The organism is Thiobacillus sp. SCUT-2 (assembly GCF_035621355.1).
In the GTDB taxonomy this organism is placed as follows: Bacteria; Pseudomonadota; Gammaproteobacteria; order Burkholderiales; family Thiobacillaceae; genus Thiobacillus; species Thiobacillus sedimenti.
Genome location: NZ_CP141769.1, coordinates 624389 through 646107, shown reverse-complemented (window position 1 = coordinate 646107; position 21719 = coordinate 624389). Strand labels below are relative to the sequence as shown.

16 protein-coding genes are annotated in these 21719 nt (G+C 67.8%); 14 read left to right on the top strand and 2 right to left on the bottom strand.

Translation table 11 applies throughout. The features are described 5' to 3' along the window. The first annotated feature begins 86 nt into the window (after positions 1-86). Positions 87-1829 carry a thiosulfohydrolase SoxB gene (gene soxB, locus VA613_RS03130; RefSeq protein WP_324780406.1) on the top strand — a complete coding sequence of 581 codons (1743 nt, stop codon included), beginning with the start codon at positions 87-89 and terminating at the stop codon, positions 1827-1829. Positions 1830-1886: 57 nt separating this feature from the next. On the opposite strand, the gene VA613_RS03125 is transcribed toward soxB, so the two are convergent. Beyond that, positions 1887-2435, bottom strand: coding sequence for a DUF1415 domain-containing protein (locus tag VA613_RS03125; RefSeq protein WP_324780405.1), 549 nt, complete (start codon positions 2433-2435; stop codon positions 1887-1889). An 88-nt stretch (positions 2436-2523) separates the two neighbouring features. Here VA613_RS03125 and alaS point away from each other — a divergent pair, with 88 nt between their 5' ends. From alaS to VA613_RS03065, 12 genes are all read left to right on the top strand, one after another. Then, positions 2524-5142, top strand: a complete 2619-nt coding sequence (gene alaS / locus VA613_RS03120) for an alanine--tRNA ligase (protein ID WP_324780404.1) — start codon at positions 2524-2526, stop codon at positions 5140-5142. Between the two features lie 81 nt (positions 5143-5223). Beyond that, a complete protein-coding gene (locus VA613_RS03115) occupies positions 5224-6918 on the top strand; it encodes a hypothetical protein (protein WP_324780403.1) in 1695 nt (564 codons plus the stop codon). Positions 6919-7126: 208 nt separating this feature from the next. Then, complete coding sequence (locus tag VA613_RS03110) at positions 7127-8533, top strand: sigma-54-dependent transcriptional regulator (protein ID WP_324780402.1); 1407 nt, start codon at positions 7127-7129, stop codon at positions 8531-8533. Positions 8534-8542: 9 nt separating this feature from the next. Further along, positions 8543-9847: an ExeA family protein gene (locus VA613_RS03105; protein ID WP_324780401.1), complete on the top strand. Its 1305-nt coding sequence runs from the start codon at positions 8543-8545 to the stop codon at positions 9845-9847. 25 nt (positions 9848-9872) lie between these two features. Next, positions 9873-11618: a pilus (MSHA type) biogenesis protein MshL gene (mshL, locus tag VA613_RS03100; protein ID WP_324780400.1), complete on the top strand. Its 1746-nt coding sequence runs from the start codon at positions 9873-9875 to the stop codon at positions 11616-11618. 25 nt (positions 11619-11643) lie between these two features. Beyond that, positions 11644-12810: a tetratricopeptide repeat protein gene (locus VA613_RS03095; protein ID WP_324780399.1), complete on the top strand. Its 1167-nt coding sequence runs from the start codon at positions 11644-11646 to the stop codon at positions 12808-12810. Positions 12811-12819: 9 nt separating this feature from the next. Further along, a complete protein-coding gene (locus VA613_RS03090) occupies positions 12820-14517 on the top strand; it encodes a GspE/PulE family protein (protein ID WP_324780398.1) in 1698 nt (565 codons plus the stop codon). Positions 14518-14623: 106 nt separating this feature from the next. Continuing rightward, positions 14624-15829 (top strand): type II secretion system F family protein, encoded by a 1206-nt coding sequence (locus tag VA613_RS03085; protein ID WP_324780397.1) that lies wholly within the window; start codon positions 14624-14626, stop codon positions 15827-15829. Next, positions 15829-17328 (top strand): monoheme cytochrome SoxX, encoded by a 1500-nt coding sequence (locus tag VA613_RS03080; RefSeq protein WP_324780396.1) that lies wholly within the window; start codon positions 15829-15831, stop codon positions 17326-17328. Before VA613_RS03085 ends, VA613_RS03080 begins: the two co-directional genes overlap by 1 nt. Further along, positions 17325-17927: a hypothetical protein gene (locus VA613_RS03075; RefSeq protein ID WP_324780395.1), complete on the top strand. Its 603-nt coding sequence runs from the start codon at positions 17325-17327 to the stop codon at positions 17925-17927. Before VA613_RS03080 ends, VA613_RS03075 begins: the two co-directional genes overlap by 4 nt. Further along, the gene (locus tag VA613_RS03070) at positions 17920-18348 is read left to right on the top strand and encodes a hypothetical protein (RefSeq protein WP_324780394.1); all 429 of its coding nucleotides are present in this window, start codon (positions 17920-17922) and stop codon (positions 18346-18348) included. The genes VA613_RS03075 and VA613_RS03070 overlap by 8 nt, the downstream gene beginning before the upstream one ends. Beyond that, a complete protein-coding gene (locus VA613_RS03065; RefSeq protein WP_324780393.1) occupies positions 18345-19058 on the top strand; it encodes a type II secretion system protein in 714 nt (237 codons plus the stop codon). The genes VA613_RS03070 and VA613_RS03065 overlap by 4 nt, the downstream gene beginning before the upstream one ends. Here VA613_RS03065 and VA613_RS03060 read toward each other — a convergent pair. Then, entirely contained in the window at positions 19033-20769 is a 1737-nt protein-coding gene (locus VA613_RS03060; RefSeq protein WP_324780392.1) for a sensor histidine kinase, read from the bottom strand. The genes VA613_RS03065 and VA613_RS03060 overlap by 26 nt on opposite strands. Positions 20770-21028: 259 nt before the next feature. On the opposite strand from VA613_RS03060, the gene VA613_RS03055 reads away from it, so the two are divergent. After that, positions 21029-21679 carry a prepilin-type N-terminal cleavage/methylation domain-containing protein gene (locus VA613_RS03055; protein ID WP_324780391.1) on the top strand — a complete coding sequence of 217 codons (651 nt, stop codon included), beginning with the start codon at positions 21029-21031 and terminating at the stop codon, positions 21677-21679. Positions 21680-21719: the final 40 nt, after the last annotated feature.

Genomic DNA, 21719 nt, shown 5'->3' with positions numbered 1-21719 from the left:
CCGGCAGGAAATGAGCGGGAGCTACTATTTACGGGCCGTTTTGTGCCACCGACAATGTCCGCCATGCTTTTTCTGAGGACACTCCCATGCACATGAACCGCCGCGAGTTTCTGCAATTGCTCGCTGTCGCCGCAGCATCCGGCATGGCCCTGGACAGCAAGTCCGCCCTGGCCGGCCAGGCCCCCGCCAACTTCTACGATGTGCCGCGCCATGGCAACGTGTCCTTCCTGCACTTCACGGACTGCCACGCCCAGCTGACCCCGGTCTGGTTCCGCGAACCCAACGTCAACCTCGGCGTCGGCGTCGCCTACGCCAAGCCGCCGCATCTCGTCGGACAGCACCTGCTGAAGTATTACGGCATCAAGCCCGGGACCGCCGAGGCGCATGCGTTCACCTACCTCGACTTCACCGAAGCGGCGAAGGTCTACGGCAAGGTCGGCGGCTTCGCCCACCTGAAGACGCTGGTCGACAGGATGCGCGTGCAGCGCCCCGGGGCCCTGCTGCTGGACGGCGGCGATACCTGGCAGGGTTCGGCGACCTCGCTGTGGACCAACGCCCAGGACATGGTCGACGCCGGGATCGCGCTCGGCGTCAACGTCATGACCCCACACTGGGAGGCGACCTTCGGCGCCGACCGCGTGACGGAGATCGTCAACAAGGACTTCAAGAACGCCGGCGTCGATTTCGTCGCGCAGAACATCGTCACCAACGACTTCGGCGACCAGGTCTTCAAGCCCTACGTGATGAAGGAAATGAACGGCGTCAAGGTCGCCGTGATCGGCCAGGCCTTCCCCTACACGCCGATCGCCAACCCGCGCTACATGGTGCCGGACTGGAGCTTCGGCATCCGTGACGACAGCATGCAGAAGTGGGTCGACGAGGCGCGCGCCAAGGGCGCCCAGGTCGTCGTCGTGCTGTCGCACAACGGCATGGACGTCGACCTCAAGATGGCGACCCGCGTCACCGGCATCGACGCCATCTTCGGCGGCCACACGCACGACGGGGTGCCGCGTCCGGTCCAGGTCAAGAACGCCAAGGGCGTCACGCTGGTCACCAATGCCGGGTCCAACGGCAAGTTCCTCGGCGTCATGGACTTCGACGTGCGCGGCGGCAAGATCCAGAGCTACAAGTACCGCCTGCTGCCGGTGTTCTCCAACCTGCTGCCGGCCGACCCGGGGATGGACGCGTTGATCAAGAAGGTGCGCGCGCCCTACGAGGACAAGCTCAACGAGAAGCTCGCGGTCACCGACGATTTCCTCTATCGCCGCGGCAATTTCAACGGCACCTGGGACCAGCTCATCGTCGACGCGCTGATGGCGGTCAAGGGTGCGGATGCGGCCTTCTCGCCGGGCTTCCGCTGGGGCACCACGCTGCTGCCGGGCGACGCCATCACGATGGAGCGCCTGATGGACCAGACCGCGATCACGTATCCGGAGACGACGCTGACCGAGATGACCGGCGCGACCATCAAGAGCATCATGGAAGACGTGGCCGACAACCTCTTCAACGCCGACCCCTACTACCAGCAGGGGGGCGACATGGTCCGCGTCGGCGGCATCGAGTACACGATCGACCCGACCAAGACGATCGGCAACCGCATCAGCAACATGATGCTGAAGGGCAAGCCGGTCGACGCCGACAAGACCTACAAGGTCGCCGGCTGGGCGCCGGTCGGCGAGGGCGTGCAGGGCGAGCCGATCTGGGAGGTGGTGTCGGCCTATCTGCGCGACAAGCAGGTCATCAAGGGCGTCAAGCTGAACTCGCCCAGGATCGTCGGCGTCGGCAAGCAGAACCCCGGCATCGCCGACTACAACAATTCGTATTCCTGACGCGGGCGCGCAGCGCCAACGGACAAAAAAGGGGCCGCGGCCCCTTTTTTTTTTGGCTCAGTCGTCGCCCCTGCGCCACAGGGCCGCCCAGCCCGTTTCGCCGAGCCGCCGGAGCGTCTCGATGTTGCGCTCGAAGATCGTTTCGGCTTCCGGAAAAGCCGCGACCGCGCGCTCGATGCTCGATTCGCGCAGCAGGTGCAGCGTGGGGAATGGCGCGCGGTTGGTGAAGTTGCCGATGTCGTCGGGCGCGGTCCCCTCGAACTGGAAGCGCGGATGGAAGCTGGCGATCTGGATCACGCCCTCGAGCCCGTGCTCGCCGACCGCCGCCTCCGCGATCTGCAGGAAGTCGTTGAAATCGAGGAAATCCGCCAGCAGGGTCGGATGAACCAGGAGCGTCGTATCGACCGCAGCCGGATCGGCCGCCGCGAGGAAATCCAGCTCGCGGTCGAGCTCCTCCAGCAGACCGTCCAGATGCGGCGCGCGGCTCACGACGATGCGCACCTGGTTCTTCACGTACACCGCCTTGGCGAACGGGCACAGGTTCAGCCCGATCACCGCCTTTTCGATCCATTCGCGCATCGCCGCGTCGACCGCCGCTTCGTCCATTTTTTCCTTCCCGTGCCGCCTGTGAGCCCGGAACTTTAGCGGATACAATCGCTTATTGTCCGTCGTTCACGCTCACCCTCTTCAAAAAATGAAAAGCAGCGCCATCCGCCAGAGCTTCCTCGATTTCTTCGCCTCGAAGGGGCACACCGTCGTGCCGTCCAGCCCGCTGGTCCCCGGCAACGACCCCACCCTGCTGTTCACCAACGCCGGCATGGTGCAGTTCAAGGACGTCTTCACCGGCCAGGACAAGCGGACCTATACCCGGGCGGTGTCCTCGCAGCGCTGCGTGCGCGCCGGCGGCAAGCACAACGACCTCGAGAACGTCGGCTACACCGCGCGCCACCACACCTTCTTCGAGATGCTGGGCAACTTCAGCTTCGGCGACTATTTCAAGCAGGACGCGATCAAGTACGCGTGGGAATACCTCACCACGGTGCTGAAGCTGCCGACCGAGAAGCTGTGGGTCACGGTCTACGCCGAGGACGACGAGGCCTACGACATCTGGCACAACGACGTCGGTGTGCCGAAGGAGCGCATCGTCAGAATCGGCGACAACAAGGGCGCGCGCTATGCCTCGGACAATTTCTGGGCGATGGGCGACACCGGCCCCTGCGGTCCCTGCACCGAGATCTTCTACGACCACGGCCCCGAGGTCGCCGGCGGCCCGCCCGGCTCGCCCGACGAGGACGGCGACCGCTACATCGAGATCTGGAACAACGTCTTCATGCAGTTCAACCGCGACGAGGCCGGCACCATGCATCCGCTGCCCAAGCCCAGCGTCGACACAGGCATGGGCCTCGAGCGCATCTCGGCGGTCATGCAGCATGTGCATTCGAACTACGACATCGACCTGTTCCAGGCGTTGATCAAGGCGGCGGCGCGCGAGACGCAGACGGCCGACCTCGCGAACAACTCGCTCAAGGTCATCGCCGACCACATCCGCGCCTGTTCCTTCCTGATCGTCGACGGCGTCATCCCGGGCAACGAAGGCCGCGGCTACGTGCTGCGCCGCATCATCCGCCGCGCGATCCGCCATGGCTACAAGCTCGGCGCCCGTGCCGCCTTCTTCCACCGCATCGTGCCGGATCTGGCAGCGGTGATGGGGGAGGCCTATCCGGAACTGGTGAAGGCCCAGGATCGCGTGATGGACATCCTGCGCCAGGAAGAGGAGCGCTTCTTCGAGACCATCGAGCACGGCATGGGCATCCTCGAATCCGCGCTCAAGGCGCTGCCCGCCGGCGGCACCTTCGACGGCGAACTGGCGTTCAAGCTGCACGACACCTATGGATTTCCCTTGGACCTCACTGCCGACATCTGCCGCGAGGCCGACGTGGGCGTCGACACCGCCGCGTTCGACGCGGCGATGGCACGCCAGAAGGCGCAGGCCCGCGCAGCCGGCAAGTTCAAGCTCGGCGCCGCGCTCGAATACGCCGGCGAAGCGACCACCTTCCACGGCTACGACACGCTGACGCACGACGCCACCGTCCTCGCGCTATACAAGGACGGTTCGGCAGTCAACGAACTGCGGGAGGGCGAACTCGGCGTGGTCGTGCTCGACCACACGCCTTTCTACGCCGAATCCGGCGGCCAGGTCGGCGACCGCGGCGCGCTGCAGAGCACGCAGGGCGCTTTCGAGGTCGAGGACACGCAGAAGATCCAGGCCCAGGTGTTCGGCCATCACGGCATCGTCAAGACCGGCACGCTGGCGGTCGGCGACAGCGTGCTGGCCCGCGTCGACGACGTCGCGCGCGCCTGCACCATGCGCAACCATTCGGTGACGCACCTGATGCACAAGGCGCTGCGCGAAGTGCTCGGCGAGCACGTGCAGCAGAAAGGCTCGCTGGTCGATTCGGAGAAGACCCGCTTCGACTTCGTGCAGCCCACCCCGATGACCGACGCGCAGATCCGCGAGGTGGAGGCGCGCGTCAACGCCGAGATCCTCGCCAACACGGCGACGCAGGCGCGCGTCATGCCGATCGAGGAGGCGCAGAAGACCGGGGCGATGATGCTGTTCGGCGAGAAGTACGGCGACGTCGTCCGGGTGCTCGACATCGGCAGCTCGCGCGAATTGTGCGGCGGCACCCACGTCGCCCGGACCGGCGACATCGGGGCCTTCAAGATCCTGCTGGAAACCGGCGTCGCCGCCGGCGTCCGCCGGGTCGAGGCGACCACCGGCACCGGCGTGCTCGCCTATCTCGCCGAGACGGAAAAGCATCTCGGCGCCATCGCGCAGGCGGTCAAGGTCACCCCGGCCGACGCCGCCGAGCGCGTGGCCCAGCTGCTGGACCACAGCCGCGCGCTCGAAAAGGAAGTCGAGCGCCTGAAGTCGAAACTCGCCTCGAGCCAGGGCGACGAGCTGTTGCAGCAGGCCGTCGACCTCAACGGGGTGCGCGTGCTGGCGGCCCAGCTCGACGGGGTCGACGCCAAGGCGCTGCGCGAGACCGCCGACAAGCTGCGCGACAAGCTGAAATCCTGCGCGCTGGTGCTGGGGACGGTGGCCGACGGCAAGGTCAGCCTGATCGCGGCGGTCACCGCCGATCTCACCGGCCGGATCAAGGCCGGCGAACTGGTGAATTTCGTCGCCACCCAGGTCGGCGGCAAGGGCGGCGGCAAGCCGGACATGGCCATGGCCGGCGGCAACGACCCGGCGGGCCTGCCGGCGGCGCTCGCCTCGGTGCGGGACTGGGTGCAGGGCCGCCTCGCCTGACTGGAGTCCCGGTACGGATATTGCTAAATTTGCCGTAAAGCGTCGAAACGCGCATCGTGACCACCGGATAGTTCGCACACCATGACTTCACTGGCAAACAAATTTGCTTCGCGCCTCGCCCAGCTGGCGCCTTTCGGCAAGCGAACCGACGACCCGCTGGCCAATCTCAAGACGGCAACCCGCTGGCTCGAGTCCCTGCCCATCGGCGACGCCTTCAAGTGCCAGGAAGCGATTCTCGGGGCACTCCGGCGGTTTAACGAAAACTCGACGGAATACACGAAAGATCGCCTCGCGGTCTTCATGCTGCTGGACGAAAGGTGCCGTGACCTGCAGGACACGCTGGTGCGCCAGTACCTGCGCAATCCGCGCATGTCGCGGCCGCTCGAAAGCCAGCTCTGGCACGCCGTGTACGGCCTCTACTGGGAAATTGCGCGCGGTTACCACACCTTCGTGCTGCACCTGTCGCGCGAAGGCGCCGGCGCCCTCCAGGACGAGACGATCCCCCTCCTCACGCTACGCGCCATCCGCACCTTCGGCCAGCTCCTGAAATGGCGGGCGATCCGCTACCTCCCCGCCGGCGAGAAGCTCTGGCTGCGCCTGCACAATCTCTATCGCATCGCCGAAACCGGCGGTTTCCCGCGGCGAACCCAGCGGGCATACGCCGACGACAGTGCCGACTGCAGCTGCGAAACGGCCTACCTGCATATCCTGATGCTGAACCTGGCCAACTCGGGCACCCTCTATCCGAGACAGCTCGATCTGGTCGACCGCTGGCTGTGCGGCTGGCACGGCATGCTCCGGCTCGACGAGCGCATCGACACCAACGTCCACAACTTCGTCGTCGACCTGTCGGCCGACCACGGCCCGCGCCGTGTACGCAAGGCCGACAGCGACAAGCCCCTGCGCTTCTGGGCCACCGCCGACCTGCTGCAGCGGCTGCAGCAGATCCAGGCAGGCCTGCGCGACGGCACGGCGCCGACCGGGCTTGGCCTCACCGAACTGGCCCGCACGGCGGAAAGCCAGGAACTGCTCGAACACCTGCACCGGCAATGGGCCTCCCTGGCCAACCGGGAACAGCGCCGTGCGCCGCGCGAGACCGTCAAGCGGCTGCTCGACGTCGCACACGGCCTGAATGCCATCATCGGCCAGATCAAGGCCGCCGCCGCCCCTGCCAGCGTGTCGCCCTATGGCATCGGCATCAATTACAACGAAGCGGACGACGTCCAGGTCTATGGTTTCATCACCGACCGCACGCGCGAACGGGTTTCCCAACTGAAAATGCCGGCCTTCCAGAACTCCCCGGACGTCGAGCGCTGGGTGATGCACGACGAAAGCGAATACGGCTACGGCGCGATCGTCGAGACGCGCGACAAGGACTGGCTGCGGGTCGGCGCGCTGATCGGCATCAAGTCGCACGACGATCACGAATGGCGGCTTGGCATCGTGCGGCGGCTGTCCCGGCTCAACGACGAGACCAGTTCGGTGGGCATCGAAACCCTCGCGGCAAGGCCGGCGCTGGTCATGCTGCACGACACCGTCGACTCGGGCTATACCGTCAACGGCTTCGACAACAGCGGTGCCAGCCTGCCGCACCCCGGGCTGTGGCTCGACAGCGACCCGGCCACCCTCATCCTCGACCCCGTCCACTTCGCGCTGGGCAAGGTCTTCCAGCTTCACGGGGGCGCGTCGCAGGAGCGCAGGTTCGTTGCGCTCGGCAATCCCGTCGACCGCAGCGAGGGCTGGACGCGGGTGCTGGCCGAACCCGTCAGCACCTGATCGCCCGTTCCCCCGGACAGCGCCGCGGCAGCAGGATGCTCGCGGCGCGCCTCCCCGCCGTGCCGCCCCCGTTTTACTTTCACGGGCTCTCTGGCACAATCGTCGAAAAACCGACATGCGCACGACAATTCAAGTCTGCCCACAGAGGCAGAGGCGTTGCGGCACCAATCGACCCGGAGGATATGTGGTCCAAACGAACAAGCCTAGCTTGCTGATCGTCGATGACGATCCGCTGATCTCCGACACGCTCACCTACGTCCTCAGCAGGGATTTCGAGATTTCCGCCGCCGAGTCGCGGGCGCAGGTCAAGAGCCTGCTGATGCAGCTCGACGAGCCGCCGCAACTCGCGCTGGTGGACCTCGGCCTGCCGCCGCAGCCGCACAAGCCCGACGAGGGATTCGCCCTGATCGCCGACCTGCTCGGCGTCTCGCCCAGCATCAAGATCCTCGTGCTGTCGGGCCAGAGCGACGAAGCGAACGCACGCCACGCGCGCGCCCTCGGCGCCATCGATTTTGTCGCCAAGCCATGCGAACCCGAGCGCCTGAAGTCGCTGCTGTTCAATGCCCTGATGGTGCAGGATGCGGAACGCAGTGCCGAGAAGACCCCGGCTCCCGCCAAGGATTCCGGCATCGTCGGCAGCAGCCCGGCGATGGACAAGCTGCGCGAACAGATCAAGCAGTACGCGGCCGCGCCCTTCCCCGTGCTGATCGAAGGCGAGTCGGGCAGCGGCAAGGAACGCGTCGCCGCGAGCCTGCACCAGCTGTCGCCGCGTTCGCACAAGCCCTATCTGGCGCTGAACTGTGCGGCGATTTCGCCCACCCTGGTCGAGCCGACGCTGTTCGGCTACGCCAAGGGCGCGTTCACCGGCGCCACCAGCGCGCGCGCCGGCTATTTCGAGGAGGCCGAGAACGGCACGCTGTTCCTCGACGAGATCGGCGAGCTGCCGCTGGAACTGCAGGCCAAGCTGCTGCGCGTGCTGGAGAATGGCGAATATCAGCGCGTCGGCGAAACGCAGCCGCGCTTCTCCAATGCCCGCGTGGTGACCGCCACGAACCGCGACCTGCGCGCCGAGATCAAGGCCGGCCGCTTCCGCGCCGACCTCTACCACCGGCTGTCGGTGTTCTCGATTGCCGTGCCGCCGCTGCGCGAGATGGGTGAGGACAAGCTCGTGCTGCTCAACCACTTCCGCGATTTCTATGCGCGCGAGGCCAAGAGCCTGCCGTTCGCGCTCGACGCACGCGCGCAGCAGATGTGGGAGGACTACCACTTCCCCGGCAACGTCCGGGAATTGCGCAACATCGCGATCCGGCTCACGACGAAGTATCCGGGCATGGCGGTCAACGCCCAGCAGCTGGAAGCCGAGCTCGACACCGACCAGGCCTATCCGCAGGAAATTCCGCTGGCCAGCGACAGCAAGGCCCTCATCGAACTTGCCCGCAAGCAGCTGCAGACGCTGGCCAACTTCAACCTCGACGTCACCCTGCGCCAGTGGGAAAAAGCCTATGTCGAGGCGGCTCTGACCATGACCCACGGCAACCTGTCGCAGGCTGCCAAGCTGCTCGGCATCAACCGCACGACGCTGTACAGCCGCATGCAAACCTACGGAACCGACTAAGCCGTCGCTGTGTATCTCGACCATTTCGGCCTGAAAGAAGCGCCCTTTCGCATCACGCCGAACACCGAATACTGGTATCCCGGTGGCCAGCGCGGGGAAATGCTCGCGGCGCTGGTGTATGCCATCGGCCAGGGCGAAGGCATCATCAAGGTCGTGGGAGAGGTCGGCAGCGGCAAGACCATGCTGTGCCGCAAGCTCGCGGCGCAGCTGCCCGCCACCGTCGACAGTGTCTATCTGGGCAACCCCACGCTGTCGCCCGACGACATGCTGGCGGCGATCCTCGCCGACCTCGGCGTCGATGCGCCCGAGACCGGCCGCCAGGCCCGGCTGGCGCAACTCAACGCCACGCTGCTGGCCCGCCACGAGGCCGGACGCCGCGTCGTCGTCTTCGTCGAGGAGGCACAGGGCATCGCGCTGGACAACCTGGAGTTCCTGCGGCTGCTCACCAACCTGGAAACCGCGACCGACAAGCTGTTGCAGATCGTGCTGTTCGGGCAGCCCGAGCTCGATGCCCACCTTGCCGACCCGCGCATCCGCCAGCTCAAGGACCGCGTCACGCTGAGCCTCGACCTCTCGCCGCTGACCCAGGACGAGGTCGCCGAGTACCTCCGCGCCCGGCTGTCGGTGGCGGGCTACCGCGGCCCCGACCTCTTTCCCCCGGCGCTGATCGCGCGCATGACCCGGCTCTCCGGCGGCCTGTCGCGCCGCATCAACGTGCTGGCCGACAAGACCCTGCTCGCCGCCTACGCCGCGCAAACCCATACGCTCACCCCGGCGCACCTCGATGCCGCCGCCGGCGATGCCGACATCCGGACGGCGGAACGGGCGGCGGGCGGCAGGCAGCTGCCGCGCTGGGCCGCGCTGGCGGCCGGCGTCGCGACGGGCCTCGGGCTGCTGGCGTTCGTCGCCTGGCAGGCGCACTCGCTGGCGTCGCCCGCCACACCGGCACGCGCCGCCGACGCGCCCCGTCCGCCATTGGCCGACCCGGCGGCCCGGGTGACCGAGCTGGCCCGGCAGACCGAGCGCTGGCTGGCCACCGCCGCGCCCGGCACCCGCGTGATCCAGATCGCTTCCGCTAAAGAAGCGGCCGAGGCAGCCGTATTATTGGGTGGGCTGGATGCCGCCACGCCGCGACCGGTGCGGGTGCTGCACGGGCTGAGTCAGGGCGCGCCCGCCTGGATGATCCTCGCCGGCGAGTTTCCCAGCCGCGACGCAGCCCTGGCGGCACTGCATGCCCTGCCTCCCGCCCCCGCCGGTACGCCGTTTCTGCGCACGGTCGGCAAAATGCGCGCGGTAGTCTTGCCACTGGGATAAGGGCTCGCTGATGAGGAATGCGCTGTTGAAACGCTCCATAGTGACCGGCCTGGCGCTGTCCGCCGTCGCGCTGGCGGGCTGCGTCCCGCCGCGGGCGTTCGATACCTCCCCCGACCATATCACGCGCCCCGCCGCCGCGCCGGTGGCGCCGCCGCCCGCGCCCGTGAAGGCGGTGCCGGCGCTGATGCCGCCGAAACCGAGCCCGCCCGTGCCGACCTACACCGTCGTCGTCAACGACGTGCCGGTGAAGGACCTGCTGTTCTCGATCGCCCGCGACACGAAGTACAACATCGACCTCTACCCCGGCATCTCGGGGCGCGTCTCGCTCAATGCCGTGCAGGAGCCGCTGCCCGCCATCCTCGACCGCATCGCCCGGCAGGCCGACCTGCGCTACGAGATGAACGGCCGCACGGTGTCGATCATGCCCGACACCCCCTACGCCAAGACCTATGCGGTCAACTACGTCAACGTCGCCCGCGACACCACCTCCAGCGTCGGCGTGGCGGCCCAGATCGCCAGCACCGGCGTCGGCAACATCGGCACAGGCACCTCCGGCCTCGCGCCGGGCGCGACGAGCGGCAACTCCTCGACCACCACGGTCGCCAGCCGCTCGAACAACGACTTGTGGGCGGTGCTCGCCGACAACATCCGCACCATCCTCGCCGGCACGCGCGCCGTCACCCAGAGCACCGAGGAAAGGGCCGCCCAGCTGGAGGCCGAGAAGGCCGAGCGCGCCGAGCGGGTCTCCCAGGCCGAGGCCGCGAGCAAGGCCGGCCCCGGCGCCGCCAGCCTGTTCAACGCGGCGTTCGCCAACCGGCCGTCCGGCGACGGGAAATACGACGTTGCCGTCAACCCGGTCGCCGGCACGGTCACGGTGCTCGGCACCGCGCGCCAGCAGGAACTGGTGCAGCAATACCTCGACCGCGTGATGCAGTCCGCGCAACGCCAGGTGCTGATCGAAGCGACCATCGTCGAAGTGACGCTGAAGGACCAGTACCGCGCGGGTATCGACTGGTCGAAAGCGCTGCAGGGCACCACCGGCTGGAAGATCACCACGTCCGCAGGCGGCGGCGCCAGTGCGCTGGCGGGGGCGCTGTCGCCTTTTATCCAGGCCACCTACACCAATTCCGGCAACAACGGCTTCACGGCAGCAATCGACCTGCTGGAATCGTTCGGCAAGACCAAGGTGTTGTCCAGCCCCAAACTCATGGCGCTGAACAACCAGACCGCCCTGCTCAAGGTGGTCGACAATCTGGTGTATTTCACGCTCAAGGCGGACACCAACCAGAATGCCAACAACACGACAACTACGTTTACGACGACCGCCCATACGGTGCCAGTCGGTATCGTGATGTCGGTGCTGCCGCAGATCAACGAGAACGGCATGGTGTCGCTGACCGTGCGTCCCACCATCTCACGCAAGGTGGGGGCCGTAGACGACCCCAATCCCGATCTTAAAGCCGGAGGCGTCAAAAACTCCATTCCTGTCATCCAGGTGCGCGAGATGGAATCGCTGCTGCAGGTGCGCAGCGGCCAGACCGTCATTCTCGGCGGCCTGATCCAGGACGACAGCAACAATGCGCGCGACGGCCTGCCGGTTCTGTCCCGCCCGGAAGGCATCGGCGCCGTATTCGGCCAGCACGAGCGCATGAACAACCAGACGGAGCTGGTGATCTTCCTGCGCCCCATCGTCGTTTCCAACCCGACGCTGGAAAGCGAGGAGTTGCGGCAGTTCCAGCGCCTGCTGCCCACCGCGCGGAGCGCGCCATGAGCGCCGCGCGCGCACGGAGCGCCCGGTGAGCCTGCTGCTCAAGGCCCTGAAGCAGGCCGAGGCGGCAAACCCCGCGCGCGGGGGGAGCGGCACGGCCGAGCCGGAACTGCGCATCGAGGGCGATCTCGAACTCGAACCGGCGGTTCCGGGTACCGCGAAGGCGCGCGAATGGGTGGAGCCCCCCGGCCTGCTGTTCGGCAGCAGCGACGCCACGGCGGGTACGCCCCCCCGCTTTCGGCTGCGCTTGCCGCACTTGTCGCTGGTACCACTCACCGCCGTCGTCGCCGCAATCATTGCGCTCGGCTACGGGGTCTATCTCTACTTCGCATTGCAGCCGGTCGAGACGGCACCGCAGCAGCCGCCATCGCCCCGCATCGCGGAGCCCGCCCCGCCCGTCCTGCCCGGTGTGCCCGCCGCATTGCCGAAACCCTCCGCGCCGGGGTCGCCTTCCGTCCCGCGCGCGACGACGCCGGCTCCGCTCGACTCGACCGCGCAGCCCACGACCGCCCCTGCCACGACCGCACCGGCGGCGCACCCCGGCCATGCACCTGCGCCGCGCGCGAGCGCGGCCGAGCCCGCCCCGCGCGCCGCCACGGCAGCGGCGATCGGCGCGCCGGTGTTCCGGCCGGACGCCGAGACGACGCTGCTGGCCCAGGCCTACGCCGCGTATCAGCGTGGCGCCTTGAGCGACGCGCAGCGCCTGTATAGGCAGGCTGCGGCCCATGCGCGCAATCCGGACGCCCTGCTCGGCCTGGCGGTGATCGCCAGCGCGCAGAATCGCGACGCCGACGCCCAGGCCCTGTATCGCCAGGTGCTCGACATCGATCCCCGCAATGCGGTCGCACAGGCCGCCCTGCTCGACCTGCTGGGCAGCGCCGACGGCCAGGCAACCGAAAGCCGCCTGAAGACCCTGCTCGACCGCGACCCGAGCCCGCAGCTGTACCAGACGCTCGGCGACCTCTACGCCGGCGAGGGGCGCTGGAGCGAGGCCCAGGCAGCCTACTTCGAGGCCTACCGGGGCGCGCCCGGCAACCGCGACTACGCCTTCAACCTCGCCGTCAGCCTCGATCAACTGCACCAGTATCCCAGCGCGCTGACGTATTACCAGAAGGCGCTCGCGGGCAGCGGCGCGCATCGCTTCGATCGTGCCCAGGCCGAAACCCGCGTGCAGCAACTCCAGTCGCTTCGATAGGCGCCCGCGATGGAACGCCGCAAGAAACTCCGCATGGGCGAGACCCTGGTGACCCAGGGCCTGATCACGCTCGACCAGTTGCGCATCGGCCTGAAGGAACAGAAGACCACCGGCCTGCCGATCGGCCGCCAGCTGGTCTCGCTCGGCTTCATCACCGAGGCGGTGCTGCGCGACCAGCTCGCCAACGCGCTGGGCAGCCAGGGCATCGATCTCAGCCAGGTCGTCGCGGACCCGGAGGCGCTGCAGCTGGTACCCGAGGAATTTGCGCGCCGCCACCACCTGCTGCCGATCGCGCACGATGCGGCCCGCAACGTGCTGACGCTCGCCACCACCGATATGTTCAACGTGGTCGCGCTCGACCAGCTGAAGGCTGCGCTGGGAGGGCAGCTCGAGATCGACACCCTGCTGGCGGCCGAGGCGCAGCTGCTCGAGTGCATCGACAAGTTCTACGGCTTCGACCTCTCGCTCGACGGCATCCTGCGCGAAATCGAGACCGGCGAGGTCGACTATGCCAGTCTCAATCCCGACACCGAGGAATACACGCAGCCGGTGGTACGCCTGGTCGGCGCGCTGCTGACCGACGCGGTCAAGCGCGAGTCCTCCGACATCCACTTCGAGCCCGAGCATGCTTTCCTGCGGATCCGCTATCGGGTGGACGGCGTGCTGGAACAGATTCGCAGCCTGCACAAGACCTACTGGCCGGGCATCCTGGTGCGGCTGAAGGTGTTGTCCGGGATGAACATCGCCGAGACGCGCGCGCCGCAGGACGGGCGCATGTCGCTCACGCTGAACGGCCGTCCGATCGATTTCCGCGTCTCCTCGCAGCCCGGCATCCACGGCGAAAACGTGGTGCTGCGCATCCTCGACCGCGAGAAGTCGATCATGCCGCTGGAGCAGATGGGCTTCACCGCCGACGCGCTGCGCGAACTGCAGCTGATGATGGCGCGCCCCGAAGGCATCCTCGTCGTCACCGGCCCGACCGGCTCGGGCAAGACGACCACGCTGTACTCGATGCTCTCGCACCTGAACAACGAGACCGTCAACATCATGACGCTGGAAGATCCGGTCGAGTACCCGGTCACGCTGATGCGCCAGAGCTCGGTCAACGAAACGCTCAAGCTCGATTTCGCCAACGGCATCCGCTCGATCATGCGGCAGGACCCGGACATCATCCTGGTCGGCGAGATCCGCGACAAGGACACCGCCGAGATGGCCTTCCGCGCCGCCATGACCGGCCACCAGGTGTTCACCACCCTGCACACCAACTCCGCCCTCGGCGTGTTCCCGCGCCTGATGGACATCGGCATCCAGCCCGGCATCCTGTCGGGCAACATCATCGGCGTCATCGCCCAGCGCCTGGTGCGCAAGCTGTGTCCGCACTGCAAGGAAGCCTACACGCCGGACGAAGACGAGGCGCGCATCCTCGGCGCCGACCCTGCCGCCCCGCCGCGGATCTATCGCGCCGCCGGCTGCCCGGCATGCAGCAACAAGGGCTACAAGGGGCGGCTCGCCCTGATCGAACTGCTGCGCATGGACCCGCAGCTGGACGAGCTCGTCGCCAACAAGGCGCCGTTGCACGAGATCCGTCGTGCCGCCTTCGAGCATGGCTACCATCCGCTCGCCGAAGACGGCGTCCAGCGCGTGCTGGATGGCGTCACGTCGCTGTCGGAGGTGTCGCGCGTGGTTGACCTGACGGGGCGCGTGTGACGATGGCCCCGCTCGCTCGCCTTCGTGAGCCGCGTGCGTTGCTCCGTTCCTGCAGCGGCCCGTCGGTCGCCCCCCTCCCGCGGGCCGGCGCGAGAGGCGACTAGCGATGCCCTTCTTCGACTACCGCGCGATCGACCAGACCGGCCGTACCGTCCGGGGTACGCTGTCGGCAGTCAACGATGTCGATCTCGAACTGCGCCTCAAGCGCATGGGGCTCGACCTCGTCACGCTGTCGGAGCTGTCGCGGCAATACGCACCGACCGGTCGCGAGCGCGTCACCCGACGCGACCTGGTGACCTTCTGCATCCACATGCGCTACATCACGCGCGCGGGCATTCCCCTGCTCGAGGGCCTGCGCGACTTGCGCGACAGCATGGAGAAGCGCGGTTTCCGCGACGTGCTGACCGCGCTCCTGGAAGACCTCGAGGGCGGCAAGGTGCTGTCGCAGGCGCTGGCGGCGCACCCCTCGGTCTTCGGCGCCGTGTTCGTCCACAGCGTGCGCGCCGGCGAGCAGACCGGCCTGCTCGATGCGGTCTTCGAGCGGCTGTCCGAGTCGCTCAAGTGGCAGGAGGAAGTTGCGGCGAAAGCCAAGCGGCTGATGATCTATCCCGCGATGGTTCTGGCCGTCGTCGGCGCCGCAATCGTGTTCCTGCTGGTCTACCTGGTGCCGCAGGTCCTGGGCCTGATCAAAACGATGGGCGTGGCCATGCCGATGCCGACGCTCGTCCTGATGGCGGTCTCGAATGCGCTTCGCTCCTACTGGTTGCTGGGTCTCCTCGTCGTGCTGGCGATCAGCGTGGGGCTGCCGCTGTGGGTGCGGAAGAGCGAAGCCGGGCGGGAATGGTGGGACCGCACCCAGCTGCGCCTGCCCATCGTCGGCCCGATCGTCCAGAAGATCGTGCTGTCCCGCTTCACCAACACGCTGGCGATGATGTACCGTTCGGGCGTCACCGTGCTCGAGGCGCTCCGTGCCTGCGAACTGATCGCCGGCAACCGCGTGATTGCCGCCGGCCTGCGGCGCGCGGGGCAGCAGATCGCGGACGGCCGCGGGCTGTCCGAGAGCTTCCAGTCGCTGGCGCTGTTCCCGCCGCTGGTGATCCGCATGCTGCGCGTCGGCGAGACGACCGGCGCGCTCGACGAAGCGCTCGACAATGTCACGTTCTTCTACAACCGCGAGGTGCTCGATTCGATCGAGAACGGCCTGCGCGTGCTCGAGCCGATGCTGACCGCCATCCTCGGCCTCGTGCTGGGCGGCATCCTGGTGTCGGTGCTGCTGCCGGTCTACGACCTCATCGGGAACATGCCGCTGTGATGCTCGGCCACCGCCTTCTCCTCTTCGCCACGCCGCGCCAGGTCGGCGTGCTCGACTGGCGCCCCGGCCACATGCACTGGCTGGGCGACTTTCTGCCCAATGCCGAAGGCCTGGGCGCGTTCCGCAAGATCATCGCCCGGCACGCCCATCTGCCCACGCTGGTGGTCGCCGACACCGTGGACGAGGACTATCGGTGCGAGGTCATGCCGCACGTGCAAGGGCATGCCCGCGACGAACTGCTTGCGCGCAAGCTCAAGCAGGTATTCCGCAACACACGCTTCACCGGTGCATGGCGGCAGACGCGCGAGACGACCGGCCGCCGCGACGATCGCTACCTGCTGGCCGCGCTGCCGGACGCGGAATGGCTGACGCCCTGGCTCGGCATCCTGCATCGCGAACGCGTTCCGCTCGCGGGCATCGCCCCGATGGCCCTGGCGTACCAGCACCTTCTGGAAAAACTGCGCGAGCAGTCCGCGCACACGCTGCTGGCATGCCGCCTCGGCAGCGGCCTGCGGCTGTCCTACTACCACAATGGGCTGCTGCGCTTCTCGCGGCTGATCGGCGGCGAATCGCCGACCCAGCTGCCGGGCAACGCGGCCGACGAAATCGCCAAGACCCAGCTGTATCTCAGCGGCCAGCGCATCCTGCCCCGCGAGGCCCGTCTGCACGTGCTTCTGCTCGACCCGAGCGGGCAGTTGGACAGCGCCCAGGCGCCGCTCAACGCGGACCCGGCTTTCAGCACCCGCTTGATCGACATGCCGGCGCTCGCGCACGCGCTGCGCATTCCCGACGACTTCCTGGCCGCGACGCCGGAAGTCGCGCCCCTGGCGGCGATCGCCGGCGAAGTGCCGAAGTTGAACCTGGCCCCGCCCGAACTGCTGCAGCACCATACGGAATTTCGCTGGCGGCGCGCCTTGCATGGCGCCGCCGGGCTCGTCGCGCTGGCGGGGCTGGGCCTCACCGCAGCCTTCTGGCTGCACGCCCAGGACCTGGCCGACCAGGCACGCCTGCTGGCACAGCAACATCAGCAATACGACGCCCGTTATCGCGCCATCGCCCGCAGCTTCCCGGCCGACGCCGCCACGCCGGATCAGCTCGTGCAGACCGTGGCCGTGGCCCGCCGGCTGACGGCCCCGCAACCCGACATCGCGCGGCTTCTCGCGGTGGTCGGCCAGCCCCTGCTTTCCGCACCCGACATCATGCTCGACAGGCTCGACTGGAGCGACGATTCGCCGGCCGCCGGGGACGGCGTGCGGGTCGACATCGACGCCGCCGTGGCCTCCTTCGACGGCAATTACCGCGCCGCGATGCAACGCATCGAAGCCTTCATCCACATGCTCGAGTCCATGCCCGGCGTGCGCGAGGTGACGCTGCGCAGCAGCCCGGTGAATGCCGATTCCGGCAGCACCTTATCGGGCAAGACACTCGATGCCGATGCCGCCGGCGCCCCCATGGCCCGTTTCAGCCTGCGCCTGCTGTACCGGGAGGCGCGCTCATGACGCGCCCGCCCTTTGCGGTCCTCAAGCTGCCGCTGCTGCTGCTCCTGGCTGCCCTGGTGCTCGCCGGCGCCGGCACCTTGTGGGGGCTCAGCCAGGCCACGCGGGCACGCGCGGAGCTGCTCCAGCAGCAGACCGCGGTCAACCAGGCTCGCCAGCAGCTCGACCGCAGCCGCCAGCAGCAACAGATCATCGCCTCGCATCTGGCCGACTACCGCGCCCTTGCCGCACACGGATTCGTGGGCGAGGAAGACCGGCTCGCCTGGATCGAAGCGGTGCAGCTCGCCAACCGGGATGCCGGGCTGTATGGACTGACCTACCGCCTGACCCCCCGCACGCCCGCGCCGGCCGTGCTGGCTCAGGGCCTGCCGCTGGGGCAGACACGGATGACGCTGACGCTGCCGTTGCTGGTGGAAACCGATCTGCTGCGATTCCTCGAGGCGCTGAAGGCGCGCGCACCGGGCATGGTGCGGGTCCAGGGCTGCCAGCTGTCGCGCCTCGACGCCGCAACCGCCGACGATGCGAGCCGCCCGCACCTGCGTGCGCAGTGCGACCTGCTCTGGTTTACCGTGGCGACGGCCGCCGGAGGCCGCCATGAATGACCCGCGGCCGCGTTCCCGCAAGCCGATGATCGAACGCTGCCTGGCCATCCTGGGCATGTGCTTGGCGGGCCTCGGCGCCGCGCTCGCCGCGCCGCCGCCCGACCCGGGCCGACTGTTCTTCACGCCGGCCGAACGTGCCCGGCTCGAAGCGATCCGGGCGCGCGCCCCGGAAGCCCGTGGCCCGGGCACGCCGGCCTCGCCTGATACGGCCCCGCCACCGCTTCGCTACGACGGCATCGTCGTCCGCTCGGACGGCCGCACCACGCGCTGGATCGACGGCAAGGCCGCGCGCGACGGCGCGGCCGTCGCCGGCCTGAAACCCGGCCAGCTTCGCGCCGAGGGGCGGATCTACGAACCCTATCAGGTGGTCCGGCCCACCCCGCCGGCCCCGCTTCCCCCTGCCAAGGAACCCGCACCATGAGAACCGCACGCGGCTTCACGCTGATCGAGATGGCCATCGTGCTGATCATCGTCACCATCCTGATCGGCGGGCTGGCCGTCCCGCTGACGGCGCAAATCCAGGCGCGGCGGGTTGCCGAGACGAACCGGACGCTGGAGGACGCGCGCACGGCGCTTCTCGGCTACGCCATGACGCATTACGCAAGCAGCCCGGCGACCAACCATTACCTGCCGTGCCCCGACACCACCGGCGACGGGCGCGAGGATCGCGTCGGCACGAGTTGCGCCGCCCAGCACGGCCTGTTGCCATGGGTCGACCTGGGCACCGCGCCGCAGGACGCCTGGGGCAACCGTCTGCGCTACGCCGTCATCTCGGCCTTTGCCGACACCTCGAGCGGATTCTCGGCCAGCACCGTGTTCCCCGACATGCTCGCCGTGTGCACCACGCACACCTGCGACAAGACGAATCCGGACGTCGCCAAGGACGTCGTGTTCGTGCTCGTATCCCACGGCCCCAACGGGTGGGGCGCGCGAAACGTCAACGGCAACACCCTCGCGGCGCCAAGTGGACTCGACGAAACGGAAAACCTCAACACGAACCTGATCTACATCAGCCGTTCGCCGACCAAGCCCGACTCGGCCAGCGGGGAATTCGACGATTTGGCCGCCTGGGCCTCGCGAAGCTACCTGATCGCCCGCGTCTGTCCTACGGGTTCGGACTGCAATCCGTAGCCTGCAGCCTGAACGTCACGCGGCCGGGGCGATTCTCCGGCAGTTCCATCCGGAAGCCCGTGCGCGCTGCCTGCCGCGCCGCCTGGTAGAGGCCCACGCCGAGCCCGAAATCCGACGCGACGGGACTCTGGAAAAGGTTGCGCGCCACATGCTCGGGCGCGGCGGCGCCGCTGTCGGTCACCGTCAGGCACACCAGCGGATGCAGCGCCAGGCGGACTTCGACGGCGACATCCGGCTGGCCCTGCCGTTTGCGCAGGGCGTTGGTCAGGAGATTGTCGGCCACGCTGTCGAACAGATCCTGCGGCAAGGGCGTGTCGTCCAGCTCCTCCCCGACGAAGCGCACTTCGTCGTGCTCGTAGCGCGTCTGCAAGGCCGCCCACCAGGCCTGCGCGGGGACATGCGCGACGTCCATCTCGGCCGGCTGCTTCAGCTTGTCGACCGTCTGCGACAGCCGCGTCGCCAGTTGCGGAAGCTGGCGCTTCATCAATGCCAGCAGGCGTTCGCTGTCTTCCGGCGTCGACACGTCCGCGGCGGCCAGCAGGGTCTTCAGCGACTGCAGGATGTTCTTCACGTCGTGCGTCAGCCGCGCGCCGGTGTCGTGGATCGCCTGGCTGTAGGCCTGCTCGCGCAGCGTCTGCTCGCGCACCTTGGCGGCATAGAAATAGCCGAGTAGCTGCGACAGCAGCCGCACGTGCAGCGCCAGCGCCGGCGTCAGCGGGCGCGCCGAATACCAGGTCAGCGACAGGCCATGGAACGCGTGGTCGACCCGATGCGCGGCCGGCTCGCCGAAGCTGCCTTCGCCGCGCGCGGCCTGCCAGTGCCCGCCGCGGATCCAGGGTAGCTCGTCGAGGCGGGCAAGCGCATCGCGGACGAAGGATTCGGGATCGCGCTCACGCTCGGCCAGGGTCGCCAGCCGCTGCGCCCAGCCTTCGAACGGCAGACCGACCGACAGCAGATAGCGTGACGTCACCTGGCCCAGGCCGGCGAAGCCGGCGCGCGGATTCCACAGCAGGGACAAGGCCAGCAGCAGCGCCGCCATGCCCAGCAGCGTCTGCACCAGCGCCCAGGCATAGCTGACCTTGGCAATCGCCACCACGGCGAAGACGCCCAGCGCCATCACCACGATCAGCAGCGACAGCATCAGGCCGTAGATGAAGTCCAGCGTCGACGACGCCGTGCGCTGCCAGCCGCCGGGCAGGAACAGGATCGCCAGCGGCAACACGGGCAAGCCATAGCGCACGGCCGCCCGGAGTTCTTCCGGCAGCGAGGTGCCACCCAGGCTCTGCGGCAGCACCCATGCCAGCAGCAAGGCGAGCAGATAACCCAGCGCGAGCAGGTAGGCGAGGTGCTGGCTGCGCGCGTTCTGCGACGCCGCCACCGCGCCGACCAGGCCGGCCAGGATCGCGAGCCACAGGGCCATGACCCAGGTGCTGTCGACCAGGACCAGCAGCGCCGCCATCGCGAACACCGGCAGCGCGAGGCGCGGCTCGATGCGCGCCTCGCTGCGCACCAGCGGCTGCCAGAGCAGGAACAGGCCATAGTGCGCGAGCAGGAACGCACGGGTCACCGAGAGATCCGCGTCGTAAACCACGGCCACATGCAGGGCGAGGAGCATCAGCGCCAGCCAGCGGCCTGGCGCCACGCGCGTGAAAAGGCTTGCGAGCGCCGGCAGCCAGGCCCGCCCGGGCACCGTTTCGGTACGTTCGGTCATGGATGCGAATGCAGTTCGGACAGGGAGACGATCGGCATGCCCTTGCTAACGGCATTGCCTGGAGGAAATGGAGTAGGCGGCCCTTCTTGCAGGCCGCCCATGACGGAAATCCCGCACCGCCGTCGCAATTTCGTCAACCGGATGCCCATCCAGACCTGTTTTATGGAAATTTGTAATTTATCATCAATCGTTTAGCAATTTGCGCCAGGTGGCACGCAAATTGCAAATGCACGACTGGCCAATAACAACGGAGAGCGCCATGCCGCACCCCCACTTCGCGCGACGCCAGTCGGGCTTCACCCTGATCGAGATCGCGATCGTCCTGGTCATCATTGGCCTGCTGCTCGGCGGCATCCTCAAGGGCCAGGAACTGATCAACAGCGCCCGCGTGAAGAATCTCGCCACGGATTTCCGCAATGTCCCGGTGTTCATCTACGGCTATCAGGACAAATTCAGGGCGCTCCCGGGTGATGACAATGCCGCGCAGACACACGTTGGCGCCTCGGCAACAAACGGGGACGGCGACGGCATAATCGGAGGCAATTGGGATGACGCGCCAAATGGGGCCTCATCCTCGAATTCCGTTCTCTTTTGGCAACATGTGCGGATGGCAGGACTCGCCCCCGGGGCCACTGATCTCACTGCATCGACTTTTCAACAACGCAACGCGGTAGGTGGCATCGTCGGCATCCAGAGCACCGCCCCGTTCACGGGGATGAACGGGACCTATTTCATCTGCTCAGGCAGCATACTGGGCAAGTATGCCAAGCAGCTCGACACTCAACTGGACGACGGCAACACCGCGACCGGCTCCTTGATGGTCGGCACCGTCACGAGCCCCGCCGGCGCACCGGTCGCCACCGCCAGCATCGTCGACTCCACTGCCTACACGGTCTGCATGGGGGTCTGATTCCCCCACCCGCCAACCCAAGCCCGCCTCGGCGGGCTTT

Bases quoted from the DNA above. Each gene is read 5' to 3' on its own strand.
- soxB (WP_324780406.1), top strand. From the start codon at position 87: ATGCACATGAACCGCCGCGAGTTTCTGCAATTGCTCGCTGTCGCCGCA.
- VA613_RS03125 (WP_324780405.1), bottom strand. From the start codon at position 2,435: ATGGACGAAGCGGCGGTCGACGCGGCGATGCGCGAATGGATCGAAAAG.
- VA613_RS03080 (WP_324780396.1), top strand. From the start codon at position 15,829: ATGCTCGGCCACCGCCTTCTCCTCTTCGCCACGCCGCGCCAGGTCGGC.
- VA613_RS03090 (WP_324780398.1), top strand. From the start codon at position 12,820: ATGGAACGCCGCAAGAAACTCCGCATGGGCGAGACCCTGGTGACCCAG.
- VA613_RS03055 (WP_324780391.1), top strand. From the start codon at position 21,029: ATGCCGCACCCCCACTTCGCGCGACGCCAGTCGGGCTTCACCCTGATC.
- VA613_RS03075 (WP_324780395.1), top strand. From the start codon at position 17,325: ATGACGCGCCCGCCCTTTGCGGTCCTCAAGCTGCCGCTGCTGCTGCTC.
- VA613_RS03065 (WP_324780393.1), top strand. From the start codon at position 18,345: ATGAGAACCGCACGCGGCTTCACGCTGATCGAGATGGCCATCGTGCTG.
- alaS (WP_324780404.1), top strand. From the start codon at position 2,524: ATGAAAAGCAGCGCCATCCGCCAGAGCTTCCTCGATTTCTTCGCCTCG.
- VA613_RS03085 (WP_324780397.1), top strand. From the start codon at position 14,624: ATGCCCTTCTTCGACTACCGCGCGATCGACCAGACCGGCCGTACCGTC.
- VA613_RS03115 (WP_324780403.1), top strand. From the start codon at position 5,224: ATGACTTCACTGGCAAACAAATTTGCTTCGCGCCTCGCCCAGCTGGCG.
- VA613_RS03070 (WP_324780394.1), top strand. From the start codon at position 17,920: ATGAATGACCCGCGGCCGCGTTCCCGCAAGCCGATGATCGAACGCTGC.
- VA613_RS03060 (WP_324780392.1), bottom strand. From the start codon at position 20,769: ATGACCGAACGTACCGAAACGGTGCCCGGGCGGGCCTGGCTGCCGGCG.